Source organism: Natribacillus halophilus, from assembly GCF_900100185.1.
Taxonomy (GTDB): Bacteria; Bacillota; Bacilli; order Bacillales; family Marinococcaceae; genus Natribacillus; species Natribacillus halophilus.
Window position 1 is genome coordinate 47,690 of the sequence record NZ_FNEN01000013.1, and the last position, 18,845, is coordinate 66,534.

At 43.1% G+C, this 18,845-nt stretch carries 17 protein-coding genes and 2 pseudogenes; 12 read left to right on the top strand and 7 right to left on the bottom strand.

Annotated elements, in window-relative coordinates:
* Complete coding sequence (locus BLS58_RS13055; protein ID WP_342705730.1) at positions 1–918, bottom strand: glycine betaine ABC transporter substrate-binding protein; 918 nt, start codon at positions 916–918, stop codon at positions 1–3.
* A 208-nt stretch (positions 919–1,126) separates the two neighbouring features.
* Here BLS58_RS13055 and BLS58_RS13060 point away from each other — a divergent pair, with 208 nt between their 5' ends.
* On the top strand, positions 1,127–1,693 hold the full coding sequence (locus tag BLS58_RS13060; protein WP_090399241.1) for a GbsR/MarR family transcriptional regulator: 567 nt from the start codon (positions 1,127–1,129) through the stop codon (positions 1,691–1,693).
* 549 nt (positions 1,694–2,242) lie between these two features.
* Positions 2,243–2,725: a hypothetical protein gene (locus BLS58_RS13065; RefSeq protein WP_090399242.1), complete on the top strand. Its 483-nt coding sequence runs from the start codon at positions 2,243–2,245 to the stop codon at positions 2,723–2,725.
* A gap of 331 nt (positions 2,726–3,056) precedes the next feature.
* Here BLS58_RS13065 and BLS58_RS13075 read toward each other — a convergent pair whose 3' ends face one another.
* Positions 3,057–4,490: a metallophosphoesterase gene (locus BLS58_RS13075; protein ID WP_245723172.1), complete on the bottom strand. Its 1,434-nt coding sequence runs from the start codon at positions 4,488–4,490 to the stop codon at positions 3,057–3,059.
* 348 nt (positions 4,491–4,838) lie between these two features.
* Between BLS58_RS13075 and BLS58_RS18425 the strand changes: the two are divergent.
* A pseudogene (locus BLS58_RS18425) lies at positions 4,839–4,943 on the top strand (DUF4277 domain-containing protein); the annotation flags it as partial.
* Here the strand turns inward: BLS58_RS18425 and BLS58_RS18195 are convergent.
* Positions 4,937–5,137 (bottom strand): annotated as a pseudogene (locus tag BLS58_RS18195) (DUF4277 domain-containing protein); the annotation flags it as partial. The pseudogenes BLS58_RS18425 and BLS58_RS18195 sit on opposite strands and share 7 nt — an antisense overlap.
* A 928-nt stretch (positions 5,138–6,065) precedes the next feature.
* Here BLS58_RS18195 and BLS58_RS13085 point away from each other — a divergent pair.
* The 4 genes from BLS58_RS13085 to BLS58_RS13100 all read left to right on the top strand — a co-directional run bounded on the left by BLS58_RS13085 (position 6,066) and on the right by BLS58_RS13100 (position 10,589).
* Complete coding sequence (locus tag BLS58_RS13085) at positions 6,066–6,809, top strand: HAD family hydrolase (protein ID WP_176764750.1); 744 nt, start codon at positions 6,066–6,068, stop codon at positions 6,807–6,809.
* A 74-nt stretch (positions 6,810–6,883) separates the two neighbouring features.
* Complete coding sequence (locus BLS58_RS13090) at positions 6,884–7,861, top strand: extracellular solute-binding protein (RefSeq protein WP_245723173.1); 978 nt, start codon at positions 6,884–6,886, stop codon at positions 7,859–7,861.
* A gap of 11 nt (positions 7,862–7,872) precedes the next feature.
* Positions 7,873–9,522 carry an ABC transporter permease gene (locus BLS58_RS13095; RefSeq protein ID WP_245723174.1) on the top strand — a complete coding sequence of 550 codons (1,650 nt, stop codon included), beginning with the start codon at positions 7,873–7,875 and terminating at the stop codon, positions 9,520–9,522.
* A gap of 20 nt (positions 9,523–9,542) precedes the next feature.
* On the top strand, positions 9,543–10,589 hold the full coding sequence (locus BLS58_RS13100; RefSeq protein WP_090399246.1) for an ABC transporter ATP-binding protein: 1,047 nt from the start codon (positions 9,543–9,545) through the stop codon (positions 10,587–10,589).
* A 423-nt stretch (positions 10,590–11,012) separates the two neighbouring features.
* Here BLS58_RS13100 and BLS58_RS18200 read toward each other — a convergent pair whose 3' ends face one another.
* Positions 11,013–11,138, bottom strand: a complete 126-nt coding sequence (locus BLS58_RS18200) for a hypothetical protein (protein ID WP_281241012.1) — start codon at positions 11,136–11,138, stop codon at positions 11,013–11,015.
* Positions 11,139–11,523: 385 nt separating this feature from the next.
* Between BLS58_RS18200 and betB the strand changes: the two genes are divergently transcribed.
* From betB to BLS58_RS13125, 4 genes are all read left to right on the top strand, one after another.
* The gene (betB, locus tag BLS58_RS13110; protein WP_090399248.1) at positions 11,524–12,993 is read left to right on the top strand and encodes a betaine-aldehyde dehydrogenase; all 1,470 of its coding nucleotides are present in this window, start codon (positions 11,524–11,526) and stop codon (positions 12,991–12,993) included.
* A gap of 15 nt (positions 12,994–13,008) precedes the next feature.
* Positions 13,009–14,709: a choline dehydrogenase gene (gene betA / locus BLS58_RS13115; protein WP_090399249.1), complete on the top strand. Its 1,701-nt coding sequence runs from the start codon at positions 13,009–13,011 to the stop codon at positions 14,707–14,709.
* A gap of 76 nt (positions 14,710–14,785) precedes the next feature.
* A complete protein-coding gene (locus tag BLS58_RS13120; RefSeq protein WP_090399250.1) occupies positions 14,786–15,232 on the top strand; it encodes a GNAT family N-acetyltransferase in 447 nt (148 codons plus the stop codon).
* A 17-nt stretch (positions 15,233–15,249) separates the two neighbouring features.
* A complete protein-coding gene (locus tag BLS58_RS13125) occupies positions 15,250–15,429 on the top strand; it encodes a hypothetical protein (protein ID WP_090399251.1) in 180 nt (59 codons plus the stop codon).
* 34 nt (positions 15,430–15,463) lie between these two features.
* Here BLS58_RS13125 and BLS58_RS13130 read toward each other — a convergent pair whose 3' ends face one another.
* A complete protein-coding gene (locus BLS58_RS13130; RefSeq protein ID WP_090399252.1) occupies positions 15,464–15,811 on the bottom strand; it encodes a hypothetical protein in 348 nt (115 codons plus the stop codon).
* 81 nt (positions 15,812–15,892) lie between these two features.
* Here BLS58_RS13130 and BLS58_RS13135 point away from each other — a divergent pair, with 81 nt between their 5' ends.
* Complete coding sequence (locus BLS58_RS13135; RefSeq protein WP_090399253.1) at positions 15,893–17,053, top strand: diaminopropionate ammonia-lyase; 1,161 nt, start codon at positions 15,893–15,895, stop codon at positions 17,051–17,053.
* A 52-nt stretch (positions 17,054–17,105) separates the two neighbouring features.
* On the opposite strand, the gene bshB2 is transcribed toward BLS58_RS13135, so the two are convergent.
* Together bshB2 and BLS58_RS13145 are read right to left on the bottom strand one after the other, a co-directional pair.
* Positions 17,106–17,768 (bottom strand): bacillithiol biosynthesis deacetylase BshB2, encoded by a 663-nt coding sequence (bshB2, locus tag BLS58_RS13140; protein WP_425433695.1) that lies wholly within the window; start codon positions 17,766–17,768, stop codon positions 17,106–17,108.
* Between the two features lie 11 nt (positions 17,769–17,779).
* The gene (locus tag BLS58_RS13145; protein ID WP_090399255.1) at positions 17,780–18,130 is read right to left on the bottom strand and encodes a YojF family protein; all 351 of its coding nucleotides are present in this window, start codon (positions 18,128–18,130) and stop codon (positions 17,780–17,782) included.
* Positions 18,131–18,845: the final 715 nt, after the last annotated feature.

Genomic DNA, 18,845 nt, shown 5'->3' on the forward strand with positions numbered 1-18,845 from the left:
TTATTCGCTATCGCTATCTTCGTCTGTTTCTTCAATATCCAACCACTCATCAACCATGTCTCGATTATTATCAATCCAATTTTGGGCTGCTTCTTCCGGCTCCATTTCATTTTCTGAGATGTCAAGCATGACCTCGTTCATATCATCGGCTTCCCAATAGAAGTTGTCGAGAATCTGATAAGCTTCAGGTTCATCTTCTTCCAGGCCTTCGCGGACCACCGTCCGGATTTCTTCCTCTTCTTCATAAATACCTTCCGGGTCTTCGAGGAAACGAATGTCATACGTATTAAATTTCCAGTGGGGTTCCCAGGCTGTTACAACCACAGGTTCTTCATCTTCAATCGCTTGCCCTAATTCGGCGGTCATGGCAGCATCACTCGATGTTTGTAGAGGAATGTCGATGTTATCATACGTTTCTATAGCTTGCTCAGTTGAATCCACGACTCCGGCACCAGCATCGATTCCGACGATTTCATCAAAATTGTCGGAATGGATGTCTTCAATACTGGTCACATCCATATAATCCGGAACGGCCAGTCCAGTACGGTTTCCTTCCAAATTAGGGCCTAGATCGACCACTTCGTCTCCATATCGTTCATAGTCAGTCGCCATATCCGAAGGCAACCAACCGGCAACATGACCATCCGCATCCCCTTGTGCAACACTTTGCCACATTACGGCTTGCTCGACCTGATTTAAGTTTACATCGTATCCTGCTTCTTCCAAAACAAGACCAATAACATTGTTTGAAGCCACTTCGGATTCCCAGGCAACGTATGTGAGTTCAATTTCTCCATTTTCACCATTGGATTCGTTTGACTCGTCGCCGGCTGCTCCTGAATCATCTCCACATGCAGCAAGGACCAATGCGCTCAGTGAAAGTGGCAGAAAACACTTGCCTTTTTTAAATAAATGCACGATAAGCCTCCTAAGTTAAAAATGTAATGAATGTTTAATACAAATTAAATACATGTTGACTATAACATATTACTGGAGGATGTCAACGGGATCATTCGACAAAGGTTTCGTCGTCGTTTGAATTTTTCCGTGATGAACGGTATAATTTTGGTTAAATAAATTTTAAATGATTCGAATTTCCGCCGTTGACTTTAACGAGGTGATCGTAATGGATGAGATACGTAAGGAAAAAGAGGCCGAGTTGCAAAAGGGCAATCGTTCCATCGAGGATAGTATTGCCGATACCATGGATATTTATGGCTACACGCGTTCCGTTGGGCGAATTTATGCTGTATTGTATTTGCATGGCGAGCCGATGACGCTTGATGATTTGCGGCATGAATTGGGAATGAGCAAAGGGAGTATGAGTCTGGGCGTACGTAGGTTGATGGATGATAAGCTCATTCATCGTGTTTTTAGAAAAGGAGAACGTAAAGATTTGTACCAGGCAGAACAGGATTACTTTAAATTTTTTACCAGCGTTTTTTCGCGTCGTTGGCAAAGGGAAGTAAGTGTGAACATAGAGGGTATCCATCAAGCGCAACCGCGATATGAAGCATTGATTGCTGATCCGGATACACCCGAAGATGTCAGAGAAGATGCCAAACGAAAACTTGAAAAAATTACAGGATCTTTACCCTATTATGATTTTCTGGAACGGCTCGTTGCTAAGACTGAATCCGGGGAATTATTCAGGATGTTGTTAGGTGAAGAGGAGAGAGGATATAAATCTTAACAGTACACGATTTAGTTATTATAAATTTCAAAAGGTCCTGTTCATTCCCAAAGGGGGGATCCCCTCTCTGATTTTTCATGTATACCTTGTCATCCCCCCCTCGTATATCTCAATTATCTATCTACTACTATCAGTTGGATAAACCATTGTGAAAATTCCCTAATTTAGGTTGAAAAACAAAAGATGGAAATAAGTCGAACTGGAAGGGGCACGAATGCTCACCCTTGTGAAAATTCCAAAAGTACAATGATCTACATCGCACTCGATAATGATTCCATCAAATAAATCTTGTTAGCCTAACATCTGTCTAACGGAAATTATCTCTTAAAAGAATAAATGGGGGGGAGGAAGGGGAGGAGTCACCTGCGCAGCTCCGCGTGTGGATCAATAGGTGGCGTAGTCAATAATGACTACGCTACCCAGTTTGATTGCAAGGGATTTCACAAAGCAGGCAATTGATTATCCAATATTATCCAATCAAAATTCTTAAAAAATTGAAGGCACCGCTAATACCATAAAGGTAAACCCTACCAAAGGAGCGATGCCTTCATGGGACAATCTAACACACTTTTAGACGTATTTAAATCCTTCGTATCCATTGAGGAAATCAAAGATATTCTTTGTTCTCACGATTACCAAGAGGTCGCGCGAAAATGGAAAGGTACAGATCATATTTTCTTTTGGCTACTGGCCTCAAGCGAAGAATGGCAAAACTACCGTGAAAGTGTGAACAAACTCAAATGTGCCCCAAACCTCAAAACCGTTGATCACACGACGTTAGCGAAAAAAGCTCGCGTCATTCCCTTTAAAGCCGTTAAAGAGATATTGGAGCTTTTAGGTTCCCGTTTCAATCAGGAGACCCGCCGTTCCCTGGATTTACCGGTTTCGGTAGCAGCGCTTGATTCAACGACGATGACCGTAGGAGAAAACCAGCTCCCCCCTATCACGGGAAACGTTCCGGTGTTAAAATGCATACATTTTTCCGCGTGGACACGCTGCTTCCGATTCAAGTGGAGGCCTCCAAAGGGTTGACGCATGATGTGGCCGTTGCCGATTCCTTTGCCCCACCAACTGACACGACGGTCCGAGATCGAGTTTATGCCACCATCCGTGATTTCGATGGACGCTCATTCGTTCAATTTGCGCGAGAATTGATCCAAGGGATATTACCTTTGGAAGTCGCCGATCACTTAACCCAATTTCTACGTGATCGAAAATATATGACACTTACGTATTTGTGGAAATTTATAGTAAATCAACGCACCTGCACAAAGTAATAGTATAAAATGTATCAATCGGATTGTTAATTAACCCGGTAATAAAGATTTAAATACATTTCTCCACGTATGAGAACTACTTGGGGTTAATCCCCCTCACTTGTTTTAGCGACAGTAGTTAGCGATTCGTCGCTGGTATTTCCAAATGCATCAATCGCTGTGATATTTATTTCATATTCAGTATCCGGCTCCAGCTCTTCAATTGGGAACTCAAGTTTTTCTGGAACTGTCTTCTTATAATACTCTGAGAAAGCCTTATATTCTGTTACAGTTTCATCAGACCTCTTGTCTGTTGCTGTCACTTGATAGGAATGGACAAGTAAATTATCTGAAGCCTGGTCGAATTCTACAAACAATTCGCTTGATGTTGTTTTATCTTCATTAATCGTTGCCGCCGACCCCTTTTCGAAATAAGGGTTTTCATTGTCACGATCTGATGTATAGTTGAAGTCATCTGTTGATTCAACTGGTGTTTCGATTACCCATGGGTCTCCAACCCAGTCATCGCCATGGAAACCGCGTCGTTTTATAACCACCTCATCATCGTACGCTTCCACAACTAAACCATTACTGATCTCTTCATGTCCGGGAGGGAGCTCTCCTTGCAAGTAGCCATCTTCCGTCCACATATAATTGACACTGCCTGTATTTACGGATGTAAAATCTTTCTGATGGATTGACCTAGGGTCACTAATAGGATAGTGGGTATGTCCTGCGAAAAAAATCACTTGCGGGTATTTTTCCAATGTTTCGTACAATAAGTCTCCGTTTGGACTAAGGTTCCATTCACTGCCATAAGTTGTGTTTTCAAGCGGCCAATGACTAAACACAAAAATTGGTTTCTCTGAATCTCTTTCTTCCGCTTTACTCAACCGCTCATCCAGCCATTTTATTTGCTCCTTTGAGTAATAACCGTAATCCTCTTCTCCCAATACCACAAAATCATAATCATTAATCACTTCATGGTAATAAAGTGAATCCATTCCTGTTTTGGCAAGAAATCGCTCCTGTGACTCCTCTGGACTTAGATCATTATCATACTCATGGTTTCCAATAGCAAAGAGCGATTCTATTCCATCCTGTTTATTTTCATCATAAATGTCCATCGCATAATTGTATTGATCAGCGGAACCATGTTCCGTCAAATCACCTAAAAAAACAAGGGCATCCTGATTTGGGACTAACTTATCTAATTGGTTTAGCGATTCCTCAAACTTTTCCAAGTCATTGTATTTGCTTATTGTCTCTCTTCCAATTTGAGTGTCACTTATAACGGGGAAAACAAGTTCTGGGTCTTCCCCAGGAATCCCTGGAACGTTTTCTGGTGGCCCATTCCCTGGATTACTTGGAGGGCCATTCCCAGGATTGCTCGGCGGGCCGTTTCCCGGACTGTTTACTGGCGGACCATTTCCCGGACTAATTGCCGCAGCATTATGGGGAAATGTCAGCAATGTTAAGCCAAATAGAATTGCCATTAAACTAACTGGTAATTTCAAAGGATTTTTTACTATTTTACTCATAAAATAAATTACACTCCCTCCTTAATACTAATAACCTGTTGATGTGAGAATAAAAATAAATCTCCTTTCTCAACTCCCCTCCTTTGTTTAGAACATTAAATATATATTAAACAATATATATGAATACCATAGTAACAAATTATAATTGAAAGTCAAATTTCACTAGATTCGTATAGGAATCTTGACACGAAGCCTTGTCACGTCACTTGTTCTTGTAAGTTTTTGAAAGTAATGGATGAAATTTATTTACTAAATGTAAAAAATAGGATATGCTTGTCCATACTGTTGGTCCTTTATATTGGAGTTGGACAACCACCCGTTTTTCCAGCATAAAATATTATAAATACCCTTTATAGCGTCCAAGAATTTTATCAAGAGCAGGATGTCGAGTTGCTCTTTGGGGCCGGAACGAAAGCGAGCGATTTCAATGACGATGCCCTCGGCCGGGCTTTACGATCGGATAACTGATTGATGATCATAGCAGCCAATCTTGTTCTTACGGAAACGTTGCAGTCTTTCTCTTTGACGGGTGAAAGCTTATCGATGGCCTCAATCAGTCCCATTTTATCAATCAGTTGGCGGATCACAGGTGTTGATCCGATACGAACGGGTTGAATATCGGCTAGATCTTCTGGTGATAGGGTCAAAGGAATCACCTCATGGTTGGTGTTCCCTTAAACTTTGATATGCGCAGGGCAAATTCCTGCCAAAAATTAAAGCGCGTGCTCAAATGGGCGCGCGAAATGCGGGTTAGATAAAGACTTTTCCCTTATAGGTACGCATCATTCTGATGATTTCTGTTTTTGCCTTTCAATTACTGCTCACAAACGCCGAGCATCAATTAATAGGTATTTAAGGGCGAGTAAAAGTAGTTCTCAAAAAAGACGCTCCATGTCTCTTAGGCATGGAGCACATTTAATACCTCAATCTCTGGTCGGATTGAGAGACGATATCATTTTTCAACAATTTCTCTGTGATCAATCGCTGTCCGGGTAACGGAAGTTAATTCGTGTCCTATGACTACAACGGCGTAACGCTTCAGTACATCTGGATTAAATGAAATTATCTCCTGTCCCATAGCGGCATTTTTACTGAGTTACATCAATTACCCTAATCATAGAGGTACATCTGTATCGGTTTTGTCATACCAAAACAATATTTTAGGCAAAGACATGTGCCCGGTATAGCCTTAAGGTTCTTTATGAATTTTGAAAATGGTGAATAAACGTAAAAACCCGCATGAACATTTGGGGTGAGAAGCTCGAGTTAACAGTACACGATTTAGTTATTATAAATTTCAAAAGGTCCTGTTTATTCCCAGAGAGGGGGACCCCCCTCTGATTTTTCATGTATACCTTGTCATCCCCCTCGTATATCTCAATTATCTATCTACTACAATCAGTTGGATAAACTCAGTTGTGAAAATTTCCTCATTAATTTCGAATATGAGTTACTGCGCAAACTTGACTTCTTTCGACAAGCTGATATAATGTTCCACTAGAATTGTTTAATATTGATTAAACATATTAAACTTAGTAAACTACATAAAAGTGAGGTGATGAAGTTCTGGCTGAATTGCAAGTAAATAGTCACTCTTATAATATTCAGGGCATTTTATTTGATAAAGATGGCACGCTACTATATCTACATTCGCTATGGAGTTCTTGGTTTGATCAACTTTGGGAAAAAATTAAAAATCGAATAACAGGAAATACTTTAAGTAAATCGCAATTGGCTGAATCTATAGGACTGGATACTGAACGTAATATTGTTTTTTCCAGGGGCCCTTTAGCTATAGGCACAATGGATGATATGGCCATTATTGTTGCTTTACATCTTTATCATCAAAATTTGCCGTGGAATGAAGCGGTTCAGATTGTAAGAGACAGTATGGAGGACGTGAATTCAACCATTGATTGGAAATGGTATTTACAACCGCTTCAAGGATTAGAAACATTTTTGGAGAAAGCATATATTAATGGAGTGAAAATGGGTGTTGTTACCTCTGACGATACCAAGATAGCCAATCAACATTTACATTTATTGAACATTTTCCATTACTTTCACAGTGTTATAGGGTCGGATCAAATTGATCGCCCTAAGCCATTTCCTGACATAGGGTATAAAGCATGTCAAAAAATGATGATAAACCCTCAACATGTTGTTGTTATAGGCGATACTAACGGTGATATGGAAATGGGAAAAAGTATCTGTGCACAGACCAAGATTGGAGTCATCCCTCACACAGGAATGGACGTGTCGTACTTAAAGGATGCAAATCATATTATTCGTGACTACAGAGAATTATCCATAACGTAAAATTCCAGAATCTGTATGAGCAACTAAAATATTAAAGGTCAAATTATTATTAATTAGGAGGGTATTATTTTACCATGAAAATTAAATTAATGAGTATATTAACAGGATCAGCTTTTGCATTAGCTGCATGCAGTGATGACGACAGTGTCTCGATCTATACACATAACGTTGAAGACGAGATGAACCCGATGGTGTCTGCTATGGAAGAGGAAACCGGTGTCAATGCTGATTTCTTGAACTTATCTAGTGAAGAAGGATTTAGTCGTGCGGAGGCAGAATTCCCGGAGGTTGGTGCAGAAGTACACTGGGGTCAGTTGCATAGTTTAGCTCTTCTCGCTCAAGAAGAAGATATGTTAGGTTCATATGAATCTCCTGAATGGGAAGATGTTCCTGACGAATTTAAAGACCCGGAAGGTGAATGGTATGGCTGGTCTTATTGGTACAATGAGTTGGCCGTTAATACAGAACTAGTGGATGAATTAGGGTTGGACACCCCCACCTCTTGGGAGGATCTAATTGATCCTCAATATGAAGGAGAAATTGTTATGCCGGATCCAAGTGTTTCTGGGACTGCCTACTTGTTCGTATCCACTATGATGCAAATGTTGGGAGAAGAAGAGGCATGGGAGTATTTTGAACAGCTGGATCAAAATGTGGGCCAATACGTGGAATCTGCTGATGTTCCAGGCCAAATGGCTGCCCAAGGAGAATATGCCATTGGCGTTACTTGGGATCAGGCCGTTAACGACTTTATGGAAGAAGGATATCCAATTGAAGGGGTTGTTCCGGATGAAGGTGTCGGTTATGACTTAGACGTTATTTTTATTTATGAAGGCTATGAAGATAATGAAGAAGTTCAAGAAATTATAGATTTTGTGGGTTCGGAAGAAGGGATGGAAACTGCCGCAGAACACCGCTCCATGGTAACGAAGCCTGATGTCGAAGGAACAGCGGGAGATACCGAGCCGAATTTGATTGATTATGATGCTCTTTGGGCAGCAGAAAATCGGCAAGAAATTCAAGATGAATGGGAGAGGCGCTTTAATAGCTAGGAGGATTTATTGTGCGATTTAAATCTACATGGAGACGTTTTTGGTCAGAACCAGGATTTGCTGTGGCAGCCATAATTGTGGCTGCCCTGCTGATTTTCTTCATTTTACTTCCACTTTCGGCGGTATTGCTGCGAAGTTTTGGTGTCGGTGGAGATGGATTTACATTAGAGTATTATGAACAATTTTTTCAACATTCCTCGTACTTTCAAGCTTTACTAAATAGTGTTGGGGTGGGCGTTGTCACTACCACTATTGTTATATTCATCAGTGTACCTTTTGCATTATATGTAACCCGAACAACAAACACACTATCAAAAGTATATAGAGGGTTATCTTTATTACCGCTTGTAGCCCCTCCTTTTATCTTTTCACTATCACTCATTATTTTATTTGGGAGACGTGGTCTTGTAACCAATTATCTTAATGATATGCTCGGTGTGGAATTCAGCATTTATGGGTTCTGGGGAGTAGTGGTCGCGCAAGTGCTAGGCTTCTTTCCAGTTGCTTATATGATGATTGAAAGCACTTTACGTTCCATGAATCCAAGTTTGGAGAATGCATCAAGGGATTTAGGTGCGAGTCAGACACGTACGCTTTTCAAAGTATCTCTTCCACTAGCAAGTACAAGCATTTTGAAAGCATCATTGATCGTATTTGTTATGGCTTTAGCCGATTTTTCCAATCCGCTTATTATAGGAGGAGAAACCTCTTTTCTGGCATCAGATGCATATTTATTGGTAACCGGACAGCAAAATATGGAGATGGCTGCGGTTCTTGGTGTATTCCTAATCGTGCCTAGTTTAATCGTTTTCTTATTTCAAACCTATTTTATAAAAGACACCGATACAACTTCAATCAGCGGTTCAGCGGGCACTCAAAATGCTACGCTTAATAAAGGTTTGCAAGGCATTACGTTTGGTATTAGTACTTTGATGACATTTTTTATTGTCGTCATGTTCATCATGGTTGTCTTGGGAGCTTTTGTGCAAATAATCGGAGTAGATAATACCTTTACGTTAGATCATTTTTCGGATCAAAGTGGATGGAGTTTTATCTATACGAGTGTGATCGTTTCATTTTTTGCGGCATTGTTAGCTGCTGGATTAGGCCTATTGCAAGGTTACTTAACCGTTCGAAAAAATATTCCCGCCAAAAAATTCCTGGAATTTGTTGCTTTATTCGGTTTGGCCGTTCCTGGGACTGTAATGGGTATTGGTTATGTGTTGATCTTTAATGGACCACCATTTTTCTTAACAGGCACAGTGCTTTTGCTTGTTTTAAATATGGCGTTTCGAAAAATTGGGGTTGGATTGGAATCTGGAATCAGTAAACTGCAGCAAATCGATACTTCAATGGAGGAAGCATCAGCGGATTTGGGTGCAAAACCGACAAGGACGATTCGTAAAATTGTTATGCCATTATTGAGCCCGGCTTTTATGTCTGGTTTTGTGTATACGTTTATGACCGCGATGGTTTCCGTTAGCTCTGTAATTTTCCTCATTTCACCTGGAACTAACTTGGCTTCTGTTTACATTCTAAACTTAGCGAATCAAGCAGCCCTTGGAAGGGCTTCGGCCATGTCCGTCATTATGATAGCCATCGTGCTTGTATGTATGGCTATTTTGAAATGGTTGGAACGACGAAGCAATTCAGGGATTTAATGAATGGGAGGTAATTGATCGTGACACAGCAAGACTCAATAATTAGCTTGACACACGTCAGTAAAGCTTTCGGTGACGTTCGAGCTGTTCAGGATATTTCGATTGATGTGAAAAAAGGAGAATTGGTTACGTTTATCGGACCAAGCGGGTGCGGGAAAACGACTTTATTACGAACTATCGCTGGGTTTTACAGTCCAACTGCTGGAGAAATATACTTGGAAGGGACACGCATTAACGATTTTCCTCCAGAAAAGAGGGCAACTGGTATGGTGTTTCAAAATTATGCATTGTTTCCTCATATGACGATTTTTGAAAATGTGGCTTACGGCTTGGATGTACGTAAAGAAACAAAGGAAACGAAGAAAGAAAGAGTAAATGATGCTTTGGCACAAGTACAGTTAGAAGGGTATGAAAACCGAAAACCGAGTGAGCTAAGCGGGGGGCAGCAACAACGTGTAGCCATCGCCCGTTGTCTCGTTTTAAAACCCAAGGTATTGCTGTTGGATGAACCTTTATCCAATTTGGATGCGAATTTGCGTATGATGATGCGGGATGAAATTCGCCGTCTTAAGGAAGAACTAGACTTAACCATTATCTTTGTCACTCACGATCAAGAAGAGGCATTAAGCATTTCAGATCGATTGATGGTTCTGAATGAAGGTAACTTACAACAATTGGACAAGCCGGAAGTCATCTATCAACGTCCAGTCAATGAATTTGTTGCTAACTTTGTAGGTCATGCCAATCTATTATCTGGTCAAGTAAAACAAGATAACAATAATTCCTATTTTGTCTCAAGGGATATACAATTTACTGTTGAAAATATGAATAACGGAAATGGATTGGTCCTAATTCGCCCGGAAATGATCCACATCCATCAGGAAGGAGAGGTTGAAGGAGTTGTCATTAATAAGGTGTATCATGGAAATTCTGTACGTTACGAAGTAAGAGTGGGCGATACAGTTCTGCTTGCCGATGATTATAACGTTTTTGGAAAAAATCTATATTCAAAAGGGCAAACCATATATCTGGATATTCCAAAACAATTACATTTAATTTCAGCATAAATGGCGGGGCTGAAAAACAATGAAAAAGAAGTTCATTTATTCGAACCCAATAAGTTGGATGGTTTAGTACCAGATTATATAATACTAGATTTATTCATCAGGTGCAGACATAAATTAGAGCCGCTCTATTAGGACGGCTCTAATTATTTACCTTATTCATCAACCACTGTAACTTCAGTAGATGTAAGGATATCATGACTATCATTTTCAAACATATAAATACGGTATTCTCCCGGTTCAAGAACATCCGTATCCCCCCAGCTGCCATCCAAGAACAGTGAACCTTGACTCTCGCCTCCTAAATACTACCACTGTACGGTGATTCGTCGATCGGGTAAATCCCAACCCAATCATGTGGAAAACCGGTTGCGTCTTCCCATTCTACTTTAATCGGTTCATCGTGTTTTTGTTTAGACTCTACATTTAAGGTGCTGTTTCACTCGATTCCAATACTTCAAAAGTAGCCGACACTTTTTCAACATCCATCTCCATTTGTGAAAAATACAGTTTCATATTCTCCTGCAGAGAGAGGCCATTCACTGTAGGCATTAGAATCCTCGTCAAAAGAAACTGTGCCTTTCTGTTTAGCTTCTTCTGGTTCTTGATCATTGGAACCAGTATAGTTCCAAAGGAGAGGTTCTTCTTCTCGGTCACCGTCTTTCGGGTAGATGGCAACTTGATTTTTTTCGGAAGGCATTAAATATACCATACATTTAAAAAAATACTGAATGAGGAATATAAATGTTTTTACTGAGATTTAATTCGAATGAATCAAGTGAATATGAGAAACTTTATTGATACGTATAAAGTTAATAAACATAAAGTATTTTTAATGATTTTTTTGCAATCGTTGACAGTTTCATCACTCCATGGTATATTTTATTTGTTCAAAACGTTTAATTGAAATTAAACAAAATAAAAGGAGCGTGATCCTTTGCATTTACAAATGTATATCGACGGTCAATGGGTAGATGCTGTAGATGGTCAAAAACGTGACATTATCAACCCATACAACCGAGAAGTGATCGCGACGGTCGCGGAAGGAAACGAAAAAGATGCAAAAGAAGCAGTGTCGGCGGCCCGCCGGACTTTTGATGAAGGAACGTGGGCGACAACGCCGGCGAATGAGCGTGGAGAGATCGTTCATGAGATTGGACGTTTGATTCGTGCCCACCGCGAAGAACTGGCTGAGCTCGAAACGCTGGATACTGGAAAAACGATGAGCGAAAGCCTGGACGACATGGATGATATCGCCAATGTTTTCATATATTTTGCCGGTCTGGCCGATAAAGAAGGCGGTGAATTAATTGAGAGCCCGATCCCGGACTCCACAAGCAAAGTCGTACGCGAGCCGGTTGGGGTATGCGGGCAAATCACCCCGTGGAATTACCCGTTATTGCAAGCGGCCTGGAAATTGGCACCTGCCCTCGCTGCGGGAAACACGCTCGTGATGAAACCGAGCGAGATCACGCCGCTTACAACGGTTAAAGTCTTTGCGTTATTCGAGCAAGCCGGTGTGCCCGCAGGTGTGGCAAATCTTGTCCTCGGACCGGGCCATACGACAGGTGCCCACCTATCCGAAAGCCCCGAGGTCGACTTGATTTCTTTTACCGGCGGGATCGATACCGGCAAAAAAATCATGCAAGCCGCGAGCAATAATGTTAAAAAATTAGCCTTGGAACTTGGCGGCAAAAACCCGAACATTATTTTCGCGGACGCTGATTTTGATGTGGCGGTCGATCAAGCCTTAAATGCGGCTTTCTTCCATGCCGGGCAAGTCTGTTCTGCCGGTGCTCGTGTACTCGTGGAAGAGTCGATGCACGATGCTTTTGTCGATGCTCTCGTTGACCGGGCGAAAAATATTAAACTAGGAAACGGTTTCTCAGAGGACACGCAATCGGGGCCGCTCATTTCCGCAGAGCATCGGGAAAAAGTGGAGAAATATGTAACTATTGCTCAGGAAGAAGGCGCAACGCTAGCGCTGGGCGGCAAAAGACCCGAAGCCGAGGAACTGCAAAAAGGATTCTTTTATTTGCCGACGATATTTACCCATTGTACAGCGGATATGCGCATCGTCCAGGAAGAAGTGTTCGGACCGGTGCTTACCGTTGAAACATTTGCATCAGCTGAAGATGCTGTGACGAAAGCAAATGACAGCATTTATGGATTAGCCGGTGCGGTATTTACTAAAGACATCGCGAAAGCCGAAAACGTAGCAGCTCAACTTCGTATGGGCACCGTTTGGATCAATGATTTCCATCCTTATTTTGCCCAGGCATCTTGGGGCGGTTACAAGCAATCAGGTATCGGACGCGAACTTGGACGCCCCGGCCTGGAAGAATATACGGAAACGAAGCACGTATTTCGAAACATCAAACCGGAACCTTTGGAATGGTTTAAGTAAGAGGAGGTTTTATAGATGAAGCAAACTTACGACTATGTCATCATTGGTGGTGGTAGTGCGGGTTGTGTACTCGCCAACCGTCTAAGCGAGGATAAATCGAGCAGTGTGCTTGTTCTGGAAGCGGGGCGCAGCGATTATCCATGGGATTTGTTTATTCAAATGCCGGCCGCTTTGATGTACCCATCCGGCAATCGTTTCTATGACTGGATGTATGCTACGGATGCTGAGCCTTATATGAATGGACGTCAAGTTGCGCATACCAGGGGAAAAGTACTCGGAGGATCGAGTTCCATCAACGGGATGATTTACCAGCGTGGTAACCCGATGGACTATGAAAAATGGGGGTCTGACCCAGGTATGGAAACATGGGACTATGCCCATTGTCTGCCGTATTTTAAACGGCTGGAAACAACCTATGGAGCAGATGCATCTGATGAATACCGGGGACATCAAGGTCCGGTTAAATTGAAGCGAGGGCCTGCAAAGAATCCTTTATTTAAGGCCTTTTTTGATGCAGCTGTAGAGGCTGGTTACGATAGGACTCCTGATGTAAATGGCTTTCGTCAGGAAGGGTTCGGTCCATTCGACAGTCAGGTGCATAACGGAAGACGCGCATCTGCTACAGGCGCCTATTTGCGTCCTGCCATGGGACGGGAAAACCTTACAGTAGAGACACGTGCGTTTGTTACCAATATCAATTTTGATGGTACGCGAGCCACTGGCGTAACGTATCAAAAGAATAAAAAAACACATCAGGTTCATGCTGGCGAAGTGATCCTGTCCGGCGGGGCGTTTAACACGCCACAGCTACTTCAATTGTCCGGTGTAGGCGACGCTGACCATCTACGCTCCCTTGGTATAGACCCGCTCGTAAACTTACCGGGCGTAGGTGAAAACTTCGAAGATCATCTTGAAGCATATGTTCAGCACGCTTCTCCAGAGCCTGTTTCTGAAATGCCCAGTTTAAATAAAGCCAAGATGCCTTGGATTGGCTTGCAATGGCTGGTTGCACGCACGGGTCCGGCAGCATCGAATCATTTTGAAGGTGGAGGTTTCGTCCGTTCGAATGAAGATGTTGAGTATCCGAATCTGATGTTTCATTTCCTTCCGCTGGCGGTTCGATATGACGGGCAAAAAGCGGATACGAAGCATGGATTTCAAGTACACGTTGGGCCGATGTACTCCAACTCCCGGGGAAGCCTGAAGATCCGTTCGAAAGATCCTTATGAGCATCCGAGTATCGTATTTAACTATTTATCTACCGAAGAGGATCGGCGTGAGTGGGTTGAAGCCATACGTGTTACGCGGAAGATCCTTTCCCAGCCCGCGTTGGCGCCTTACAATTCAGGTGAAATTTCCCCCGGCCCATCTGTCCAAACGGATGAGGACATTCTGGAGTGGGTAAGGAATGATGCAGAAACAGCACTGCATCCATCCTGCAGTGCAAGAATGGGTCCTGCAACAGATTCGATGGCTGTTGTAGATCCGCTGACCATGAAGGTTCATGGCCTGGATAACCTGCGGGTCGTCGATGCGTCGGTTATGCCGTATACGACGAATGGAAATATCCATGCACCGGTTTTGATGTTGGCAGAAAAAGCAGCCGACATCATCCGCGGACAAAAGCCATTGGAACCTGAATATAAGGACTATTATCGTCATGGCGTACACCCCAAAGACGCGGGTACTGTAAAAGAAAACCAGCCCATACGTTAGTTTAAAATAAAGAAGATCCAGCTTTCGAACTGGATCTTTTTTTATGATAAAATACATATCGAGCAGGTGAAACGATATGAATATGAACTTTACGATGCGAAAAGCTACAGACGAAGACAGGTCGCGTGTGGCTGCCCTAAGGTTAAGGGTAATGGCGACCGATTATGAGCGCCATGGATTGGAACGAGAACGCGTTCAGGCGCGTTTTTATCAAAAATTTGATCCCAGGTTTACGTCGATTATTGAAGTCGAAGGCTATTTTGCGGGCTGTGTGGCTGTTAAGCCGATAGAGGCAGGGTATGAAATTGAGCATTTTTATATTGAATCCGAATATCAGGGCAAGGGGTTAGGCTCTGATGTTTTAAGGTCGATCATCGCGGAAATGAATGATTCCGGAGAGCCATTGTCGCTTGCGATTTTTAAAGGAAGCAAGGCAAAACCCTTCTATGAAAAATACGGATTTAAAGTTGTCGAAGAAGAATCGTTTATAGAAAGACTGCGCTTAACTTTCGGTGAAGATTGAAGGAGGTGGAGTGAAGGATGAACCAAGCCGGGAAAGTTTTGATCGGCATTTTTGTGGCGCTGGCGATTGTAGTCAGTGCGGGACTCCTTTATATGTTTGTCGTCGGCCATGATGCCGAGGACGATCTTGAGAAAATCCCCGGTACCGAGGAAAGCACTGAGTCACTCGATGTAGAGGATTTATCGATGACTTATTAAAAAAGGTCAACCTTCGGCGAGGTTGGCCTTTTTTTCAAATCCATAAAGGCACATAAATAAATATACCGAGAACGAGCACGATGACCAACAAGAGAATGCTTTTCCATCTCGTTCGATTCCAGAATAACAGCGAAACGATGATTGCCTGTAAGAAAATCATACTGGCCCCGACCAACATCGTCGTAGGTGAGGCTATAAATCCACCGATAATATTGACAAGGATACCGACCGGCATAAGTGCGATTAAAATGATTTTTGCCGGACTTTTCTTGATCCCTTGCAGAATTTCCCTTTTTTCTTCATCATTGAATTTATCGTATTCCAAAAGCGCGAACCATCCGGTGATGATTAAAAGCGCGCCGGTGACAGAAACCGTTCCCATATTCATCCTCCTCATGAACGCTTATTAGTACTGTATCCATTTTATTGGAGGAGAAAACATACAGCTAAGGGGGACCAACAAATGGCAGAGTTATCATGGACAAAAAACCAACATAAGCAAACGGGCAAACATGAGCATGAAAAAATAAACAGAGAAGCTATGAATCATGCCGTAAATTTTCACAAAAGTCTCCCTGATTACGCGGAAACGCCGCTCTATGAACTGCACTCTTTGGCAGAAAACCTCGGCATCGCTGGTATTAGCGTGAAAGATGAAGGTGTGCGATTTCAACAAGGATCTTTTAAAGTGCTGGGCTCCTCGTATGCATTGGCGGCTTATCTTTCTGATTACTATGAGTTGGAATTCCCTCCAAGGCTGGAAAAGCTACAGCATCTATCCCCGCACATATTCGCGACGGCCACGGACGGAAATCACGGCAGAGGGTTAGCTTGGTCAGCAAAATTATTAAACCAACACGCCAATGTTTATTTGCCCAAAGGAGCCGCGCGGGAACGTTTGGACATCGTTCAACAGTTAGGAGCCACGGCGGAGATGACCGACATCAATTATGATGAAACGGTTCGGTATGTACAAAAGAAAGCAGAAGAAAATGATTGGATTGTCGCCCAGGATACCGCCTGGGAAGGATACACTGTCTTCCCGACCTGGATCATGCAGGGCTATTTAACGATCGTTTCAGAGCTGTTGGACCAAATCCACGAAATGAAAAACCCGACACACCTGATTCTGCAAGCAGGCGTCGGTTCTTTTGCCGGGGCGATAGCCGGCCTTTGCAAGCAGATTTTCGGTGACCGAATAAAAATTTTGGTTGTTGAACCTACGAGAGCCGATGGTTTATATCAATCCGCGTTAGCCGAAGATGGGCAGCCTCGGCCAACGAGTGGGGATCTATCGACGAATATGGCCGGATTATCATGTGGTGAGCCGAATCCACTCGCTTGGGATATTTTAAAACGCAGCGCTGATGGTTTCGTCACTTGCTCCGATACGGTAGCTACCGAGGGTGCGCGCTTACTTGAGCAAAACGATCCTCCGATCGATGCCGGGGAAGCGGGCGCGGTCCCGGTGGGCTTATGGCATGAGATCATGACAAATGACGATTACACAGATTTAAAAGAACACCTCGAACTGAACGAAAACGCTCAGGTGCTCCTCATTAATACGGAAAGTTCAACGTGTAAAGAAAACTTGGCTTATCGCCAAGCCTGGCGAAAGCCTTAGTTGCATGCAAGATACTTATCTGCAAAAATAAGCACCGCCAAATGGATGGTGCTTATTCATCATCAGCAAATTTATATGCAAAAAAACGTTCGTTTTCAAGTCTTTCCGCAATGTCAGCGTCTCCGTTTTGATAATCTTTTTCACGTTCTGCGAACGTCGCGCCGAATTGGGAATAGTGGGCGCGCAACGCTTTGAGTTTTTGGTACGTATATTCCTTGACCGAATAAACGACATCGGGGTTTTCAAGGGTGATCGCCAATGTGTAAAAGGTCGGTCTCGTCTCCTTCGGCATATCCGCGAGCGCTTCAGCAATGGCTTCAGCCGTGGCGTTATGATCGGGATGTACCGAATACTCGGGGTAAAAAGAGATGACGAGCGACGGGTTCAACTCGGCAACGAGGTCTTCCACCATCCCCTTTAGCACCCCGGGCGCAAGGAATTCGAGGGTTTTGTCCCGATAACCCATCATGCGCAAATCGGTTAACCCCATCGCCTCAGCCGCTTCTTCCAGTTCTTTTTTGCGGATGTCCGGGAGAGATTCGCGTGTTGCCATCGGCGGATTGCCAATATTCCTTCCCATTTCGCCCAGGGTGAGGCAAGCATAGGTCACCGGCGTTCCGTTTGCGATATGGGCCGAAATAGTGCCGGAAACGCCGAACGCTTCATCGTCGGGATGGGGAAAAATAACGAGCACTTGACGTTCTTCCTTCACGATTATCAACGCTCCTACTTTTTAAAAGGGTGATCGGATAGTTCCAGTGCAACGGCAATTTTTTCTTCATGATTAAGGCCGGCAAGTAGAAGCTGACCGTCTTCATTCAACTCGAAATGGGTGAGTCCTTCGCCATACACCCAGCCAATGTCCAGTTCCAGGCCGACGCGATAAGGCCCGTCGCCGGTGATTTTTCCATGTTTATAGTTAATTTGAGCATTTCGTATATAAGCACTTGCCGAGAAAAAGGATTGATCGAAATGGGAGGCATACGCCCCGTTTGTCGTTTCCAAATGTAAATACACATCTCTTTTGGCAAATGAATCAATCAATTCCTGCACGCGTGTAGGGGTAATGGGTTCCACGACTAAACCTCCATGTAGCCTCGAATGGCAGTATCTATTTATTATAAAGAACGCGATGCATCCGGTTCAAGAAATGTGAATCAGGTGAAATTGCGAAGAAAATCGGTTGGCGTATAAACAGTTAAATATTTCAGTATTTCCCTCGTGTGAAAGTCTTTATCACCAGTAACAAGCATATCTGGTTCGGCAATAAGTGCCGAAACTAGAATGGGGATATCTTTTTCATCACGTATGTGTGGTGCTGGAAAGGCAGTTGGATCGGAAGGGGTATAGGAAAGTTCAAATTCTAGCCGAGATAGTAGGAGATCCCATTCTCTAGTTTTATGGGGGAATCTTTTGTCAATTACTTTGGATACTTCCCACGGTTCCGTCAAAGTCCAAATATATTCGCGGATATCCGAGGGAACGGAGATCGCTCCGATCTTTATGAAACTTGAAGCGCGTTGTTATACCCCAAAGGCAGGCTATCTCACTCCGAGAGGGACAAGAAGCGTGTTGCCGTACCCCAAAAGCAGAGTATCTGTCTCCGAGAGGGACCAGAAGCGTGTTGTTATACCCCAAAGGCAGGGTATCTGTCTCCGAGAGGGACCAGAACGCGTTGCCATACCCCAAGCAGAGTATCTGTCTCCGAGAGGGACAATAAGCACGTTGCCATACCCCAAAAGCAGAGTATCTGTCTCCGAGAGGGACCAGAAGCGTGTTGTTATACCCCAAA

What these genes read in the sequence shown, in the direction of transcription:
- betA (WP_090399249.1), top strand. Translation starts at nt 13,009, where the DNA reads ATGAAGCAAACTTACGACTATGTCATCATTGGTGGTGGTAGTGCGGGT.
- BLS58_RS18200 (WP_281241012.1), bottom strand. Translation starts at nt 11,138, where the DNA reads ATGCCTACAGTGAATGGCCTCTCTCTGCAGGAGAATATGAAACTGTAT.
- BLS58_RS13130 (WP_090399252.1), bottom strand. Translation starts at nt 15,811, where the DNA reads ATGGGAACGGTTTCTGTCACCGGCGCGCTTTTAATCATCACCGGATGG.
- BLS58_RS13075 (WP_245723172.1), bottom strand. Translation starts at nt 4,490, where the DNA reads ATGAGTAAAATAGTAAAAAATCCTTTGAAATTACCAGTTAGTTTAATG.
- BLS58_RS13120 (WP_090399250.1), top strand. Translation starts at nt 14,786, where the DNA reads ATGAATATGAACTTTACGATGCGAAAAGCTACAGACGAAGACAGGTCG.
- BLS58_RS13135 (WP_090399253.1), top strand. Translation starts at nt 15,893, where the DNA reads ATGGCAGAGTTATCATGGACAAAAAACCAACATAAGCAAACGGGCAAA.
- BLS58_RS13125 (WP_090399251.1), top strand. Translation starts at nt 15,250, where the DNA reads ATGAACCAAGCCGGGAAAGTTTTGATCGGCATTTTTGTGGCGCTGGCG.
- BLS58_RS13090 (WP_245723173.1), top strand. Translation starts at nt 6,884, where the DNA reads ATGAAAATTAAATTAATGAGTATATTAACAGGATCAGCTTTTGCATTA.
- BLS58_RS13065 (WP_090399242.1), top strand. Translation starts at nt 2,243, where the DNA reads ATGGGACAATCTAACACACTTTTAGACGTATTTAAATCCTTCGTATCC.
- BLS58_RS13060 (WP_090399241.1), top strand. Translation starts at nt 1,127, where the DNA reads ATGGATGAGATACGTAAGGAAAAAGAGGCCGAGTTGCAAAAGGGCAAT.